Origin of the sequence: Streptomyces sp. NPDC006463, from assembly GCF_042870715.1 — a bacterium.
Lineage (GTDB): Bacteria > Actinomycetota > Actinomycetes > Streptomycetales > Streptomycetaceae > Streptomyces.
Map to the genome: position 1 here is coordinate 44,870 of NZ_JBIAHP010000033.1, position 15,326 is coordinate 60,195.

Sequence of the window (15,326 nt, forward strand, 5' to 3'; positions counted from 1 at the left end):
CGCCCGGCGCCGACGCCCTCCTTTCCCGTCGTGCGCGGGCCGCGGGCCCGGCGCGCACTGCCCACACCTACAACCTGGAGCCCTCCCATGAACCAGCGCCTCTACATCGATGTGCACATCGTCCAGACCGTCCCGCCCGCCAACCTCAACCGGGACGACCAGGGAAACCCCAAGGAAGCCGTCTACGGCGGAGTCCGCCGTTCCCGCGTCTCCTCCCAGGCCTGGAAGCGTGCATCCCGCCGACACTTCGACGCCGAGATCCCTGAGCCCGAGCGCGCCACGCGGACCAAGCGCATCACCAACGAACTCGCCACCCGGATCACGGGCAACACAACCGACCTGGATCACGACGGCGCCCGACGGATCGCCGCCGCCCTGCTCGCCCAGCTCGGCCTGAGCCAGGGCAAGAAAGCCGGGGACACCGCATACCTCCTCTTCTACGGCAACGCCCAGCTCGACGAGGTCGCCGCTCTGGTGAACGACCGCGCCGCAGACCTGGCAGCCCTGGACGAAAAGGCCCTGGCCGAGGCGGTCAAGGAACTACCTGTCGCAGAGACCTTCATGACCGGGCACCCCGTGGGCGTCGCCCTGTTCGGCCGGATGGTCGCCGACATCCCCAAACTCAACGTCGATGCCGCCGTACAGGTCGCCCACGCGCTCTCCACCCACGAGACGCAACTCGAATTCGACTACTTCACCGCCGTCGACGACCAGAACGAGAAGGACGAGACCGGTGCCGGGATGATCGGCACCATCGGCTTCAACTCCGCCACCCTCTACCGCTACGCCACCGTCGGGTTCGCCCAGCTGACCGACAACCTCGGCGGTGACACCGAAGCCGCCCTCAACGCGCTCGACCACTTCGTCGACAGCTTCGCCCTCTCCGCGCCCACCGGCTACCAAAACTCCTTCGCTCACCGGACCCGGCCCAGCCTCGTGGCCATCGTCGTACGCACCGACCAGCCGGTCAACCTGGTCTCCGCCTTCGAGGAGCCCGTGGCGGTGGAAGCCGGCATCCAGGCGACTTCCGCCCGCCGACTCGCCGAGGAACACATCACCGCCACACAAGTATGGGGAGACACCCCGCTCTACAACGCAGCCAGTCATACCTTCACCACCCGCGAGCCCCGCACCAAGGACACCGCCGAAACTCTCGCCCAAGCCTTCGGCGACCCCGTCACCTTCGCCGACCTGCGCACCACCCTGCGCACCCGCATCACCACCGCCCTGGGAGCCCAGGCGTGACCTCCCCGGACCGAAGCTCCGTCCTCCTTCTCCGACTTGCCGGCCCACTTCAGTCATGGGGGGACCGCAGCACCTTCAACCGGCGCGAAACGCGGCCCGAGCCCACAAAATCCGGCATAGTCGGCCTCCTCGCCGCAGCCGCCGGCCGCTCGCGCCACGCGGCCCTGGACGACCTCGCCGGGCTAACCCTGGGCATCCGCATCGACCAGCCCGGCAGCCTCCTGCGCGACTACCACACCGTGAGCGACTACCGCGGCCAGCCGCTCCTCTCCGCCGCCGTGACCGCCAAAGGCCAGCAGAAGCCCACCTCACCCGCCAAGCACACCCACATCACCCAGCGGTTCTACCTCCAGGACGCCGTCTTCCTAGCGGCAGTGGAAGGTCCCGAAGGCCTCATCGCCACCCTTGAACACGCTGTACGCCACCCCGCCTTCCCCCTCGCCCTGGGCCGCCGCTCCTGTGTACCCGCACAACCACTGTCCCTCGGGCAGCGCACCGGATCACTTGAAGACGCGCTGCGCGCAGAGCCCTGGCAGGCCGCCCCAGCCGTACGCAAGCGGTGGGGTCGCCAGAACGGCGACGCGGCCCACATCGACCTGCCTGTCACCCTCGACGACCCGGCAGGAGACGAAGTCCGTGACGACGTCCCCCTGTCCTTCGCCCCCACGGGCCGGGGCCGGTCCTTCACCACCCGCCGCATTCGGCACACCTACCTCCAAGCACCCACCGGCCTCACACCCGACCCCGCACGCCCCCGGAACACCGGCGGCCACGACCCCTTCGCCCTCCTGGGCTGGTGACCGACATGCCATACCTCTCCCGCATTCGCATCAATCCCCTGCGCGCCGAAAGCCGCATAATCCTCGCCAGCCCGCGCGCCATGCATGCCGCCGTCCAAGGCGGCCTCCCCGGCCTGCCCGAACAGGCACGCACCCTGTGGCGGCTCGACCCGGACAACCCCCACCGCCCCCACCTGTTCGTCCTCACCACCGACAAACCGGACTGGACCCACCTCGTCGAACAGGCAGGATGGCCCGGCGCCGAAGGCGAGCACTACGCCGTCCGCGACTACGCCCCGCTCCTGCAGCAGCTGGCACCCGGCCGTACCTTCGCCTTCCGCCTCACCGCCAACCCCGTCCAGAACACCACCCGCCCCGACAAACCCACCACCCGTCAACAGACACGCCTCGACGCCGGCGGCCGACGGCGCGGCTTCCGCCTGGGCCACCGCACCGCCGCCGCCCAGCTCGACTGGTTCCTCACCCGCACAGCACGGTGGGGCTTCGACGTCCCCACAGCCCCCCACCTGGACGAAATCAGCAACGCCGACGACGAGCCCCCACGCGACATCCGCATCACCACCCGCCAACGCCGCTCCTTCGGTAAAGGACCGAACACCACGAAGGAAGCCCAGGTCGTCATGAACTCCGTGACCTTCGAAGGCCGCCTGCGCATCACCGACCCCGCCCTGCTCACCGAACACCTCCTGACCGGCATCGGCCCCTCCAAGGCCTACGGATGCGGACTGCTCACCCTCGCCCCGCTCCCCGAAAGGGAATGACCACCCGTGCCCGACATCTGGTGGAAGGCCGACCCCCAGGACCTCCACCGCCTCGTCGACCGCGTCTCCAGCGTCTACGTGGAGCGAAGCCACCTGGACCGCGACGAGAACGCCATCGTCATCATCAACAAACGGCAAACGGTCCGCGTCCCCGCAGCCATGGTGGCTGTCATGCTCCTCGGCCCCGGCACACGCGTCACCCACGGAGCCATCCGCCTGCTCGCCGACTCCGGCACCACCGTGTGCTGGGTCGGCGAGCAAGGCGTCCGCATGTACGCCGCGGGCCTCGGCCCCAGCCGGGGCGTCGGCCTCCTCCACCGCCAGGCCTGGCTCGTCACCCGCCCCAAGGAGCGCCTCGCCGTCGCCCGCACCATGTACGGCATGCGCTTCCCTGGCGAGGACGTATCCGCCCTCACCATGCAGCAACTCCGCGGCCGCGAAGGCACCCGCATCCGAAAGTACTACCGCGCCCAGGCCGCCCGGACCGGCATCACCTGGAATGGCCGCGTTTACAAGGCAGGCGATGCTTTCGCGGCAGGCGACGACCTCAACCGCCTTCTATCGGCCGCCAACGCTGCCCTCTACGGCATCTGCCACGCTGTCATCATCGGACTCGGCGCCAGCCCGGGGCTCGGCTTCGTCCACACCGGCAAAGCCACGTCCTTCGTGCTGGACATCGCGGACCTCTACAAGGCCGAATACACCATCCCGCTCGCCTTCGACCTTGCCGCGCAAGGCCTCACAGAAGAGCGCGACGCTCGACTCGGTCTCCGCGACCTCATCGCCCGCGACAAACTCCTCGGCCGCATCGTCACCGACGTCAAAGACCTCCTCACTCCCGAAGGAACAGACTTCGAGGGCCCCGAAGCGAACCTCCTGTGGGACGAATACCTCGGAGCCGTCCCGGGCGGCACCAACTACGCCAGCTACGCGGACCTTTCAGCACACGGAATGACCGACAACCACATCGCGGTCATCGGACCCGAAATCAACAAGGCCGAGCCCACATCATGACCGTCGTCATCCTCATCGCAGCCCCGGACGGCCTCCGCGGACACCTCACGCGCTGGATGGTCGAGGCCAGCGCCGGCGTATTCGTCGGCAACCCCAGCCGCCGCATCCGCGACCGTCTCTGGGAACTCCTAGCCACCAGAATCGGCGATGGCCAGGCCGTCCTCATCGAACCCGCCGTCAACGAACAGGGATGGGCCGTCCGCACCGCAGGCCGCGACCGCTGGCAGCCCGTCGACTTCGACGGACTGATCCTCTCCGCCCGCCCCCAAAAGCAACCAAACGAAAACAGCCACCTGGGCCGATAAGACCCCAGCTCAGAAAGTGTTGACCCCGCGCCCGCGGGGATGGTCCGGGAGACGTCCGAATGACGGTTGTCGTCAGGGGGTTGACCCCGCGCCCGCGGGGATGGTCCGAGCGGGCCAAGGCTGACACACAGGCCGCGGAGGTTGACCCCGCGCCCGCGGGGATGGTCCGAGGAACGGCTTGCCGGTCTTGGCTTCCGCTATGTTGACCCCGCGCCCGCGGGGATGGTCCGATCAATGCCGGGGTCGGGGGCGCTGTCCTGGCGTTGACCCCGCGCCCGCGGGGATGGTCCTTGGATGACGCGTAGCTCTCACCTCGCCGACGAGTTGACCCCGCGCCCGCGGGGATGGTCCGCAACGACGCCCACGGGTAGCGGTTGGGTGTCCGTTGACCCCGCGCCCGCGGGGATGGTCCGAACGGGCGGCTGGTCACCCCGCTGGTGGCCACGTTGACCCCGCGCCCGCGGGGATGGTCCGCGCCGGCCCGCCGTACGCGCCGAGATCACCCGGTTGACCCCGCGCCCGCGGGGATGGTCCGTCTGCTCCGAAATTCAAGCCTGTCATCTTCATGTTGACCCCGCGCCCGCGGGGATGGTCCGACGTCCCCGCTGATCCACGTCGGCTACGTGAAGTTGACCCCGCGCCTGCGGGGATGGTCCGTAGCCGCCGCCATGACCGCCGACGCCGACCGTGTTGACCCCGCGCCTGCGGGGATGGTCCTGTTCGACCAGGTGATGGCCTCGCGGAGGATCAGTTGACCCCGCGCCCGCGGGGATGGTCCGGCTCCCCAGGGCTTCCTGACCCCCGAGCAGGTGTTGACCCCGCGCCCGCGGGGATGGTCCCCTCGGGCTTGGGGCGCTTGATCTGGTCTTTCAGTTGACCCCGAGCCCGCGGGGATGGTCCCTGGCCGGCGAGGTTGGTGGCGTGGTGGTTGACGTTGACCCCGCGCCCGCGGGGATGGTCCGGCCCCTGACACCGGGCAGGTACTGAAAGGCTCGTTGACCCCGCGCCCGCGGGGATGGTCCGGCCCCTGACACCGGGCAGGTACTGAAAGGCTCGTTGACCCCGCGCCCGCGGGGATGGTCCGCTCCTCGGGGCGATCTTCGGCTGGCTGTGGGAGTTGACCCCGCGCCCGCGGGGATGGTCCGCCACGGCCCGTACACGATCCCCGAGTCGTGGAGTTGACCCCGCGCCCGCGGGGATGGTCCGCTCATCGTCCCGGCGTTCCTCGGGATCGGCGCGTTGACCCCGCGCCCGCGGGGATGGTCCCACGGCGATGGCACCGGGCAGGCCGCCGACCTCGTTGACCCCGCGCCCGCGGGGATGGTCCTGCTTTACCGCATGGCAAACGACGTGACCCCGGGTTGACCCCGCGCCCGCGGGGATGGTCCCTCCTTCTCTAGGTCGGGCCAGTGCTCGACGAGGTTGACCCCGCGCCCGCGGGGATGGTCCACGGAGCAGGGCTACCAGGCCCGCTGCCGCGGCGTTGACCCCGCGCCCGCGGGGATGGTCCGTGATGGCGCGGCACACGGCGCCGGTCTGCCACGTTGACCCCGCGCCCGCGGGGATGGTCCGGACATCACGACGGGCAAGACGAAGGCACTGGTGTTGACCCCGCGCCGGCGGGGATGGTCCGTCGCTGGAATCCGGAATCTCGTCGGTGCTCATGTTGACCCCGCGCCGCGGGGATGGTCCAGCTTCATGGGCCGCGTCGGCGGCCTCCTGGGGGTTGACCCCGCGCTGATGGGAACCTGTGAAATCGGCCAGTGTCGCTCTTCGTTCCCCATCTGCTCACGGTTTCGAGACGTGGCGTCGAAGGCCGCTCGGCTTGGCAGCCTGAACGGAGGGATCCCACCCTGGTTGCTTGTACTCAAGGGGAGGCGAGGCTCGCGCGTGCTGCGGTCATGAAGGCGGTCTTGTGTTCCTCAAGGTACTCGTTGACCTCGACGCCGCCGATCTCGCGCCACACAGCCTGGTTGAGTGCTCGACCGTATGTGTGCACAGGGGCGTGCAGGTCTTCGTCGCTGAGCAGCACGAGGTGCTGTGACTGAGCGCGGTAGGTGGCCTGGATGGACAACTCCGACGCTCAAACGGGGCACTCGCGCCGTAGTGTTCCCAGGACGCGGGGCCGGGCTCAGGCCCGCTGTGACGGCTGGCTACGCTCTGCGGCGTGACGGGATCAACAACGGCCATTGCCCAGTGCAGGGCCTCGCTCGGGGAGGCGCCACGCCGCTTCTCCTGGTTCGACAAGTTCAGATACCTGCGCATACCCAGGTCCGACTGGGTGGAGCGCGAGGACCCGCTGGCCGAGATCTTGAAGGCCCAGGACGTGCTGCTGAGCGAGGGGCGTCTGGTCTGGGGCGCCATCGTGCAGGCGAACAATGATCTGTTCGCGCGCGGCTGGCACGACCTCCCGGCTGCCGTGATCTATAGCCCTGACACTGCGGTGTTCGACGGCAGCCCTGACCTGCTCCTCGACATTGCGCGGAAGCTGTATCGGTTGAAGGGGACCCACCAGCACGATCCGGAACTCGCCGCGTTCTCGCGCATGCTCGCCAGCGAGATGGACCGGGAGATGCGGCTTGAGGTTCCCCGTCGGCTCACAGGCAGTGTCACCGTCTACTGCACCGACATCATCGTCGCCCGCAGGCATCTCCCAGGCCGGGTGCTGAACGAGCCGATCTTCCCTCTGCTCATCGCCCCGGAGCACACTGCGATGACGATGATGCTGCCAAGCCGCTTCTGGCCAGTGCCGGTCTGACGGCGCAGGACCCGGGCGTGGCCGCTTCTGTGCATCGAAGTTGTCCGTCCGGGCCACCTACCGTGCTCAGTCACACCGCTTGAGGCTTAGCGCTCTAGTTGGCCCCTTAGCGTTGTAGTTGGCCTCGATGCGCGTTCTAGTTGGCGCGCAGGGTGACAACACCCGCCTCTACCTGCGATGACTCGGGACCGAGCCCGCAGCGATCGTGTGATCATGTAGGCGTTGCGTTCCTTCGCCCGCGAGGTGATCTTTTGACGAAGGTGGCACTGCGTCCCTACGCACTGTTGCCTCGGCAGTACGACGAACGGAAGGTGCTGGCCTCCACGATCGATCCGTGGGGCCGGGCTCTCTGGCTCATCTGCCCCGATGCCCGTTTCCCCTCCAGATGGGGCGGCCGGGACGTCCCAGCGCCCGCGAACCTGCCCTTCGATGCCCTGGTCGTCATCAGCGACCGGGGCCAGGTCCGGGAACGGACCCTGCGCGGAGTGGCCGTGGACCCGAAAGCCTTCGACGCCCTCCCGGGCGGCGGGTTCGTCCTCTCCGGCAACGGAGCACCGAACGCCCCGTCCGGCCAGCTCTTCGGCCCTGACGGCCGCTCACGACGCCGGCTTCCCCTGGGAACCCACCTCACGCACCTTGTCGCAGACGGCAGGGCCGGCTTCTGGACCGGGTACGCCGACGAAGGGATATACAGCGGTGACCGCGTCAGCGCGGGCGGACTGGTCCACTGGGACAACCGGGGTAACCACGCAGGCTCCTTGCACCCACCAGAGCCTTACCAGCATGTCGCGGGCATCAACACGATCAACGTCTCCGACTCCACCGTCCGCGCCACCTATTGGCCCGGCGCACCGCTCGTCGAAACGGGACCCAGCGGGAAGCTCCGCATCCGCACCCTGCCGATCTCGGATCCCTTCGGCCTCGCGACTCGCGGTGACCGACTGCTCCTGCTGGGAGGAAACGAGCGGGGCATCGAGACCCGGGTGAACATCGTCCACCACATCCAGCTGACGGGGGACAGAGCTGCAGTCGCCAGCCGTGACGATCTTGCCTTCCCGAACGGCGACCCCGTCAGGCGCTACGCCCGCCCCGTCTGCCGGGGTCCGCGCATCTTCCTGCGTACTCTCCGCACGTTGCGGCAGTGGTGGGTGCTGACCGTGCCATAGCCCTTGCTAAGGGGCGGCGCCCGGGACCCCGACGGCAGTGCCGAAGGAGTACGAAAGCTTGAGCGCTCTAGTTGGCCGGACGGGCCAACTACAGCGCTCAGTCACAGCTGTGACTGAGCACGATAGGTGGCCCCTGAGCACGCTGGTTGGCCCGCAGTGCCGTGTCAGGAGCCCGCGGGACGATCAGGGCTCTGGCCGGGGGTTCCGTGGTGGGTCCCCGCTCCTGCGTGGTCTACTCGCGGCATGGCCACCTCGAACTTGGACTACTGCGGCTCTGGATTTTGGGTCCGCGACGAGCAAGCTGAAGTGTGGCTGTACCTGCTGGCGCAGGAGGCGAAGGCGGTCGCTGAGGCTCCGGAGTGGTTGGCCGGTGCCTGCGACGACTGGGAGATGCAGGCCACGACCGGCTTCGTCGGGTTCGTCTCGTCCTGTCTGGACGAGCACCTCGGGACGGAACCCGCTCGGGTCGCGCTCGCGCTGCACCTCTCGGAGTGCGTCCTGCAGCGACTGCTCGCATGGACCCCCGCCATCCCGAAGGATCTCGTCAACTCCTACGGCACAGGCGGCCATGACGAAGGCTTCGACGCGGACCTGCCCGTCGAACCCATGCTGGCGTGCGGTCGCGCGTTCGCAAGCCTTCTGCGCGGACAGCTCCCGCCAGGACACGACAGCTGGGCCTGCTGACCTTGGCCGTAGGGCCGTCTCCAAGCGGTGGCCCTGCTGGCGCCGAGCCCAGCACCGAGGTTGTCCATCAGGGCCAGGTATCCCGCTCGGTCACATCAGGGATAGCTGGCCATTCTCAGTGTTAGTTGGCCAGCCCGCCCGTGAGGCACGATGGGGTCGTGTGACTGAGCGCTTCACTTGGCGGATGAGCGCCCGACTTGGCGGCCCTGAGCGCTTCGGTTGGCGGACGAGAGGGTGACTACGGTTCTCACCTGCGACAACTCAACGATGCGCGGGACTTGGGCGCCCGCCGTCCGGTCCTCGCCTGCTGAGTTCTCCGTGGCGGCGATCGTCTGGCGCAGAAGGCTACGCGCGGTCTCCAGGTCGGCGGCTCGCTGGTCGAGGACGTTCAGCTGGTCGCGAAGGCTGGTGAGAAGGCCGGGACAGGGGCGCAGCGTTGCCTCGTCGAAGGTGCAGGGCAGGACCTGACGGATTATGCGGGTAGGCAGGCCCGCGGCCAGCAAGGCGCGGATGCGCCGCACCGTCTCCACCGTCTGGTCGTCGTACTCGCGATAGCCGTTGGTGCGGCGCTCTGAGTGGATCAGCTCCATCCGCTCGTAGTAGCGCAGCAGGCGCTCGCTGACTCCGACACGACGCGACAGCTCACCGATCAGCATCGCCCAGCTCTTCCCACTTGACCTTCCCACCGTGTCAGGGAGCAACAGTGGACTGGTCGGCCGCATTCCGGGCCGATCGTCAAGGAGGGAGTGAATCATTGATCATCGATGCACACAGTCACGTCCACGACCCCGTCGAGGCACATGTGGGGCTACTGGACGAGGCCGGGGTGGACCGTGCCGTGCTATTCGCCACCCGTCCACACCCGGAGCGGGCCGCTGACCTTACCTCGCTGCGTCGGGAGATGGCGATCCTGCACGAGGCCATCGGGGGTCGGGCCGGCACGGCCGAGGGGTATCGCTGCGCGTGGGGGGAGTTGGATGCCGCACTCGCCGCACGGCCGGAGCGGTTCATTGGCTTCCTTTCCGTACCGCTGGACCTGGAGCCGGAACAAATCGCCGCGACCGTGGAACGCGAGGTCATCGGGCGTGGGCTGCACGGGATTGGCGAGCTGACGCCGCCGCCCGGACGGGCAGGGATGATTGAACCGGTGCTCCAGGCGGCGGTCGATCACGGTCGGCTGCCCGTCGTCGTGCACGGATCCGCCCCGACCACGGCGGACGATCTGAGAACGCTGTCAGCGCTCGCCGGCCGGTATCCGACGGTTCCGCTGGTGGTCAGCCAGCTCGGAGGGCTGAACTGGATGGAGACTGTCGAGCTGGTCCGGGACACCCCGAACATGTACCTGGAGCTGTCCACTGCCAACATCGTCTTCTCGGTCCGGCTGGCCATCAAGGAAATCCCGGACCGGACCTTGTTCGGCTCGGACGCCCCGTACGGAGACCCAGTCCTCGCCCGAGCGATGGTGGAGCGGGTCACCAGCCCGGGCGAGGGACGCGACCGGGTGCTCGGCGGGACGATCGCCGAATTGGTCGGGCTCGGCTGAGGCAGGCCCGGCGTCCCCAGGTGCCACTCCGACAGGCTGAGCACTTCAGATGGCGAACCCCGACAACTGAAGCGCTCAGTCACAGGTCGACCGCGTACCGATCGAAAGAAGCATCGTGGTTGACCCCGTGCTCAAGCACGCCCTGCGCCATCTCCGCTCTGTGAAGTTGCAGCAACCGTCCGATGCGGACTCCGTCGAGTTCACTGACTGGCGGGAGAGGATCGCTGAGGCATTGGACGCGTTGGCCTGTGTGCTGGTCTTCGAGAAGGACCGGGTCAGTGCCAGAGCGGAGGCAACAGCGGCGCGGGAGCAGGCTGCAGAGGTTCGACACCGGGGCGAGATCGGGGCTAGCGAGACCTGATACTGCGGGCGGCCATCCAGATGGTGAGGTCGCGGGCGATGCCGTTGATGCTGGTCGAGGTGGTGACCTCGTGCTCGTTTCGGGTGGTGTCGCAGCGGACGACCTCGTAGCCGTCTCCGTCCAGCACGGCCACGGAGGCGAACCAGACCGGGTCGTCCTCGTCGGGCTGGACGACCACGAAGGTGTTGTCGGAGGCATTGAGGTCGCTGATCATCATGAACAGCGCATCCTCGGACAGGTCGTCGATGCGGTCGCCGTTCTCGCTGTCGGCGCCGTAGTACCGAGCCACCATCTGCGATGTCTCCCCTCGCCCCGCTCAACCTGGTCGCGGTCAGCATGGCATGCGGAAACGACAGCTCTGCCGGTTCACAGCCATTCACCGATCGCGGCGATCAGGACGGTGGCCTCGAAGCGGACCGCGAGTTTGTCGAACCGTGTGGCCACCGCCCGGTTGCGCTTGAGCCGGTTGATCCCGCACTCGACGGCGTGCCGGGCCTTGTAGTCCTCGCGGTCGAAGGCGGGAGGCCGCCCGCCGGCCTGCCCGCGTCGCCTGCGGTTCCTGGCCTGGTCGGCCGGCTCGGGGATCGTGCAGCGGATCCCCGCCTGCGCAGGTAGGACCGGTTGGCGCGGGATGAATAGGCCTTGTCGCCCCGCACTCGCAGTGGACGGACACGGGGACGGCCCGGCCCGATGCGAGGGACCCGGATGCCTTCAAGAACGGCTGTGAACTGGGGGCTGTCGCCGCGCTGTCCGGCGGTGACCAGCAGGCACAGCGGCCGCTGGCCTTGTTCGCAGGCCAGATGGATCTTGGTGGTGAAGCCTCCCCGGGACCGGCCCAGTCCGTGGTCGCCGGGCTCGGCCTGGATACCGCCCGGCGGCTCCTTCTGGCCCCGTCCGTCGCGGCGGGCGCCTGCAGCGTGCTGATGGGCCCAGCAGATCGTGGAGTCGACGTTGACTTCCCACGTGATCAGCCCCGCCGCGTCCGCCCGGGCCTGCAGCTTGATCAGCAGCACGGGCCAGGTGCCGTCGCGCTGCCAGCGGCGAAAGAGTCCGTAAACCGTCTGCCACGGCCCGTACTCCCGCGGCAGATCACGCCACGGAGCACCGGTCCGCACCCGCCAGCGGATCCCGTCTATCAACTTCCGTCGGCCCACCGACGGCCGGCCCAACACCGCAACCGGCAACAACGGCTCCAGCACCGACCACTGCTCGTCAGAAAGATCCCCTCGCCCCACACCTAGATCATCACGATGCGGGACGAGGCATGGAGCCCACTTTCAAAACACGGCCTACTGATCTTTTCGTAAGTTCAGTGGGTGTGATGGCCGTGTAAGTGGGAGGCTTTCGGGGTGGCTTTTCAACCTTCGTTTTCGGCTGCCGGCTCGTCCCTTCCTCCCTTGTCGCGGCCTCAGTTGGCGGAGGCGCGTCGTGTTCGTGCGGTGGAGTTGTTCGAGGAGGGTGTCTCGAATGCGGAGATCGCGCGGGCGGTGGGTGTGTGTGCGGAGAGTGTGCGGCGGTGGCGGCGGGTGTGGGAGGAAGGGGGTGCTTCGGCCCTGCGGCGGCGTGCGGCCACCGGCCGTCCACCCAAGCTGGACGATGCGCAGGTCGAGACGATCCGGGCCGCGTTGCTGCGAGGAGCCCAAGCTCATGGGTTCGAGGCTGACCTGTGGACCCTGGAGCGAGTCGGCACGGTCGTCACCCGGGTCACGGGGGTGGTGCTGTCGAGGGCGTCGGTGTGGCGGCTGCTGACCAGCCGGCTCGGATGGAGCCTGCAACGGCCCGAGCGGCGGGCGGTCGAGCGGGACGAGTCGGAGATCGCCCGTTGGATCGCGCACGAGTGGCCGCGCATCAAAAAGGGGCGGTGAACACACGTGCCTGGATCGTGTTCCTCGACGAATCAGGCGTCTCGTTGCTTCCTCAGGTTCGTCGCACCTACTCTCCGCGTGGCCGCACGCCTCTCCTGCGGCACCGGTTGAACTGGAAGCGTGCCTCGATGGCCGGGGCCTTGGGCTACCACTCCACCGACCCCGATCGAGGGGCCCGCTTGTGCTTCCACCTCAAGCCCGGGAGCTACGACACCGTCGGGCTCATCGAGGTCCTGGAGCAGATGAAGGTGTTCTACCGCGGCGAGCGAGTGGTCCTCGTGTGGGACGGCCTGTCTGCCCACTGGAGCCGGGCGATGCGTGCCTGGGTCGCCGAACAGGACTGGCTCACCCTGGAGCGATTACCCGCCTACGCACCCGAGCTCAACCCGGTGGAACTGCTGTGGTCCTCGCTCAAAACGCGTGAACTCGCCAACCTCGCCGGCGACCACCTCGCCGATGTCGCCGACGCCACCGAAAAGGGCATCCACCGCATCAACGACAACCCCCAACTGCCATGGTCCTTCCTCGCCCACACCGGCCTGACCATCCAGCCATCACACCCACTGAACTTACGAAAAGATCAGTAAGTGGTCGGCTCCGGAAGTCCTTCGGGGGTTGACCCCGGGCCAGCGGGTGCGTCTGCGGGTTGGGTGTCGAAGACGGTGAGGTGGAGCTCGACTCACTCGTCAGCAGAGCCGAGCCGTCGTCATCTCGTCCGCGTTGCGACTGGCCTGGGCGACCAGTTCTCCGCTCCGCCCCCAAATGCCCGAGCCGCCGGAGGTCTCTGCGAAGGACCCGCTGGGTCCGGCCGCAGTGGCAAGGATGACCCAGCTGCCATGGGCAGCGGCGCGCTCGCGCATGTGAGCATCGCGACGGGCCTCGACGCCGGGACCAGAGCCGTAGAGGGTGCTGGCCACGTAGGCGTCGATGCCGAGTGCTGCCGTGTCGGCGGCGTGCTGGGGCACGGCAGCCTCGTAGCAGATGGCCAAACCGAGTCTCCATCCGTCGACGGTGACCACCAGGCCCCGTGCAGCCACATCTTCCGGTAGAGGAGGAGGCCGGTGGAACGGTTGCTGAGCTTGTTCGCCGCGGCGGTGTCCCACACGATCCCGAGCTCCTCCAGCTCGGCTGCCCCCGGTCCGCGATGGCGGTCTGGTAGCCGGCGCAGCATCGGTCATACTCAGCCGCTTCTCATCTTCGTGACGCACCATGACGTTCCAGCGGTGCGTCAACCGGGCGACCGCATGCAGACCTGACGTAACAATCGACCAACCGGGATTCACGCTGGAGCGAGCACTTTGAGCCGATACTTCACGCACATGTCGCTGCGATCTAGGCTGGCCCTGCTCGCCACGGTCGCCGTGGCCATCGCGGTGACGGGTGCGGCCATCGCCAGCTGGGCTGTCACACGGCGGCAACTCACGGATCAGCTAGACAACAGTTTGACTAACGTCCAGGCCTCACCCGGATACGTGCAGGCGCTATTGCGTACCTGTGGCACCCAACAAGCGGGGGCAGGCACAAGCGACAGCAGCCCGACCCCTTACACGATTCAGGTCGTAACCGCGGACGGCACGGTCTGCACGGCTCCCGGTAAGTCGCCGATCAAGGTTCATGCCGACGACGTTGCCGTGGCTCGCGGGGTGGTGAGCGCAGCCCTGCACGACTCTGAGGCTGAGGATGGTGTGGTCATGCGTGTGGTCACCTCGAAGCAGACCTCTACACCAGGTTGGGCCGGTAGGCCCATCGCCATCTCGATCGCGCAGCCACTGACGGTCGTCGACGAACCGCTTGAGACTCTCGCTTTCCTCCTCCTCGGCGTCGCCGGGTTCGGCGTGGTCGGGGCGGCCACGGCAGGGCTCGCCATTGCTCGCGCCGGCCTTCGCCCCATCGAACGGCTCACGCAGACCGTCGAGCACATCGCGGATACGGACGACCTGTCCACTCGGATCCCTGTTACCGGGGAAGACGAGATCAACCGTCTGGCGCGCTCGTTCAACTCGATGACCGCAGCGCTGGCCGAATCCCGTGACCGGCAGCAGCAACTGATCGCGGACGCCGGACACGAGCTGCGCACCCCGCTCACATCGCTCCGTACGAACATCGAGCTGTTGATCCGCAGCGAAAAGTCGGGGCGAGACCTGCCGCCAGCGATGCGCAACGAACTCCTGGACTCCATCACGGAACAGATCACGGAGCTGTCCTCGCTCATCACCGACCTGCAGGAACTTTCGCGCCACGAAGGGCGGAACGTACACCGCACCCTCCGGATCGAGCCCCTGCATGACATCGCCGCGAGTGCTCTGAGGAGGTCACGCCTCAGAGGCCCCAACCTGAGTTTTGCGGACGACCTGCAGCCCTGGTATGTACGCGCCGAACGACATGCCCTGGAACGCGCGATTGTGAACCTCCTAGACAATGCCGTGAAGTTCTCTCCTCCTGAGGGAGAGGTGGCGATCAGCCTTCGGGGCGGCACGCTACAGGTACGCGACCATGGTCCGGGCATTCCGGAGCAGGACCTACCCCATGTATTCGAGCGGTTCTGGCGATCGCCGTCGGCACGCAGCCTCCCTGGCAGTGGACTCGGTCTGTCGATCGTCTCCCACGTGGTGGCGCAGGCAGGGGGAAACGTAGATCTTCAGAACGCCCAGGGAGGTGGCACCTTGGCCACGGTACGTATCCCAGGAGCACCCACTCCGCCGCCCGGCATCGAGTTTTCGGAATCCTGATGTGAACGTTCGCGTTATTCCCCAGGGGTAAGTTCACGTAATTCCCCACCTGGTCGGCTGGCGTGGGGCCTGGGCATGAGGGGGTCGTCGGGTGG

17 protein-coding genes and 1 CRISPR repeat array are annotated in these 15,326 nt (G+C 67.9%); of the genes, 12 read left to right on the top strand and 5 right to left on the bottom strand.

Translation table 11 applies throughout. The features are described from left to right. The first annotated feature begins 87 nt into the window (after nt 1-87). From cas7e to cas2e, 5 genes are read left to right on the top strand one after another with little or no spacing between them, the layout of a single operon-like run. Nucleotides 88-1,245 (top strand): type I-E CRISPR-associated protein Cas7/Cse4/CasC, encoded by a 1,158-nt coding sequence (gene cas7e, locus ACFYOB_RS37295; RefSeq protein WP_388568344.1) that lies wholly within the window; start codon nt 88-90, stop codon nt 1,243-1,245. After that, complete coding sequence (gene cas5e / locus ACFYOB_RS37300) at nt 1,242-2,045, top strand: type I-E CRISPR-associated protein Cas5/CasD (RefSeq protein ID WP_388568347.1); 804 nt, start codon at nt 1,242-1,244, stop codon at nt 2,043-2,045. Before cas7e ends, cas5e begins: the two co-directional genes overlap by 4 nt. 5 nt (nt 2,046-2,050) lie before the next feature. After that, on the top strand, nt 2,051-2,806 hold the full coding sequence (gene cas6e / locus ACFYOB_RS37305; RefSeq protein ID WP_388568385.1) for a type I-E CRISPR-associated protein Cas6/Cse3/CasE: 756 nt from the start codon (nt 2,051-2,053) through the stop codon (nt 2,804-2,806). 6 nt (nt 2,807-2,812) lie between these two features. After that, nucleotides 2,813-3,820 (top strand): type I-E CRISPR-associated endonuclease Cas1e, encoded by a 1,008-nt coding sequence (gene cas1e / locus ACFYOB_RS37310; RefSeq protein ID WP_388568350.1) that lies wholly within the window; start codon nt 2,813-2,815, stop codon nt 3,818-3,820. After that, nucleotides 3,817-4,125 carry a type I-E CRISPR-associated endoribonuclease Cas2e gene (gene cas2e, locus ACFYOB_RS37315; protein WP_388568352.1) on the top strand — a complete coding sequence of 103 codons (309 nt, stop codon included), beginning with the start codon at nt 3,817-3,819 and terminating at the stop codon, nt 4,123-4,125. The genes cas1e and cas2e overlap by 4 nt, the downstream gene beginning before the upstream one ends. 18 nt (nt 4,126-4,143) lie before the next feature. After that, nucleotides 4,144-5,878: a CRISPR direct-repeat array (repeat unit 28 nt; unit sequence GTTGACCCCGCGCCCGCGGGGATGGTCC). Between the two features lie 114 nt (nt 5,879-5,992). Here the strand turns inward: cas2e and ACFYOB_RS37320 are convergent. After that, nucleotides 5,993-6,199, bottom strand: a complete 207-nt coding sequence (locus ACFYOB_RS37320; RefSeq protein WP_388568394.1) for a hypothetical protein — start codon at nt 6,197-6,199, stop codon at nt 5,993-5,995. A 93-nt stretch (nt 6,200-6,292) separates the two neighbouring features. Between ACFYOB_RS37320 and ACFYOB_RS37325 the strand changes: the two genes are divergently transcribed. The 3 genes from ACFYOB_RS37325 to ACFYOB_RS37335 all read left to right on the top strand — a co-directional run bounded on the left by ACFYOB_RS37325 (nt 6,293) and on the right by ACFYOB_RS37335 (nt 8,733). Then, nucleotides 6,293-6,883, top strand: coding sequence for a hypothetical protein (locus ACFYOB_RS37325; protein ID WP_388568354.1), 591 nt, complete (start codon nt 6,293-6,295; stop codon nt 6,881-6,883). 251 nt (nt 6,884-7,134) lie between these two features. Beyond that, nucleotides 7,135-8,049 carry a hypothetical protein gene (locus ACFYOB_RS37330; RefSeq protein ID WP_388568356.1) on the top strand — a complete coding sequence of 305 codons (915 nt, stop codon included), beginning with the start codon at nt 7,135-7,137 and terminating at the stop codon, nt 8,047-8,049. 243 nt (nt 8,050-8,292) lie between these two features. After that, nucleotides 8,293-8,733, top strand: coding sequence for a hypothetical protein (locus tag ACFYOB_RS37335; protein WP_388568358.1), 441 nt, complete (start codon nt 8,293-8,295; stop codon nt 8,731-8,733). Nucleotides 8,734-8,906: 173 nt separating this feature from the next. Here ACFYOB_RS37335 and ACFYOB_RS37340 read toward each other — a convergent pair whose 3' ends face one another. Then, entirely contained in the window at nt 8,907-9,389 is a 483-nt protein-coding gene (locus ACFYOB_RS37340) for a MerR family transcriptional regulator (RefSeq protein ID WP_388568360.1), read from the bottom strand. Nucleotides 9,390-9,487: 98 nt separating this feature from the next. On the opposite strand from ACFYOB_RS37340, the gene ACFYOB_RS37345 reads away from it, so the two are divergent. Next, entirely contained in the window at nt 9,488-10,276 is a 789-nt protein-coding gene (locus ACFYOB_RS37345; RefSeq protein WP_388568362.1) for an amidohydrolase family protein, read from the top strand. Between the two features lie 347 nt (nt 10,277-10,623). Here the strand turns inward: ACFYOB_RS37345 and ACFYOB_RS37350 are convergent, their stop codons facing one another. Together ACFYOB_RS37350 and ACFYOB_RS37355 are read right to left on the bottom strand one after the other, a co-directional pair. Next, a complete protein-coding gene (locus ACFYOB_RS37350) occupies nt 10,624-10,929 on the bottom strand; it encodes a hypothetical protein (RefSeq protein ID WP_388568364.1) in 306 nt (101 codons plus the stop codon). A 74-nt stretch (nt 10,930-11,003) separates the two neighbouring features. Then, nucleotides 11,004-11,872 (bottom strand): IS5 family transposase gene (locus ACFYOB_RS37355; protein ID WP_388568366.1). Its coding sequence is split into 2 segments (ribosomal slippage): nt 11,004-11,236 and nt 11,236-11,872, totalling 870 coding nucleotides; the frame shifts between segments, so codons are not numbered across the junction. A 114-nt stretch (nt 11,873-11,986) separates the two neighbouring features. Between ACFYOB_RS37355 and ACFYOB_RS37360 the strand changes: the two genes are divergently transcribed. Next, the gene (locus tag ACFYOB_RS37360; RefSeq protein ID WP_388568368.1) at nt 11,987-12,502 is read left to right on the top strand and encodes a winged helix-turn-helix domain-containing protein; all 516 of its coding nucleotides are present in this window, start codon (nt 11,987-11,989) and stop codon (nt 12,500-12,502) included. Beyond that, a complete protein-coding gene (locus ACFYOB_RS37365; protein WP_388568371.1) occupies nt 12,400-13,089 on the top strand; it encodes a transposase in 690 nt (229 codons plus the stop codon). The genes ACFYOB_RS37360 and ACFYOB_RS37365 overlap by 103 nt, the downstream gene beginning before the upstream one ends. A 99-nt stretch (nt 13,090-13,188) precedes the next feature. Here ACFYOB_RS37365 and ACFYOB_RS37370 read toward each other — a convergent pair whose 3' ends face one another. Then, nucleotides 13,189-13,713, bottom strand: coding sequence for a nitrilase-related carbon-nitrogen hydrolase (locus tag ACFYOB_RS37370; protein ID WP_388568388.1), 525 nt, complete (start codon nt 13,711-13,713; stop codon nt 13,189-13,191). A 108-nt stretch (nt 13,714-13,821) separates the two neighbouring features. Here ACFYOB_RS37370 and ACFYOB_RS37375 point away from each other — a divergent pair, with 108 nt between their 5' ends. After that, nucleotides 13,822-15,231, top strand: a complete 1,410-nt coding sequence (locus ACFYOB_RS37375) for an ATP-binding protein (RefSeq protein ID WP_388568374.1) — start codon at nt 13,822-13,824, stop codon at nt 15,229-15,231. The last annotated feature ends 95 nt before the right edge of the window (nt 15,232-15,326 follow it).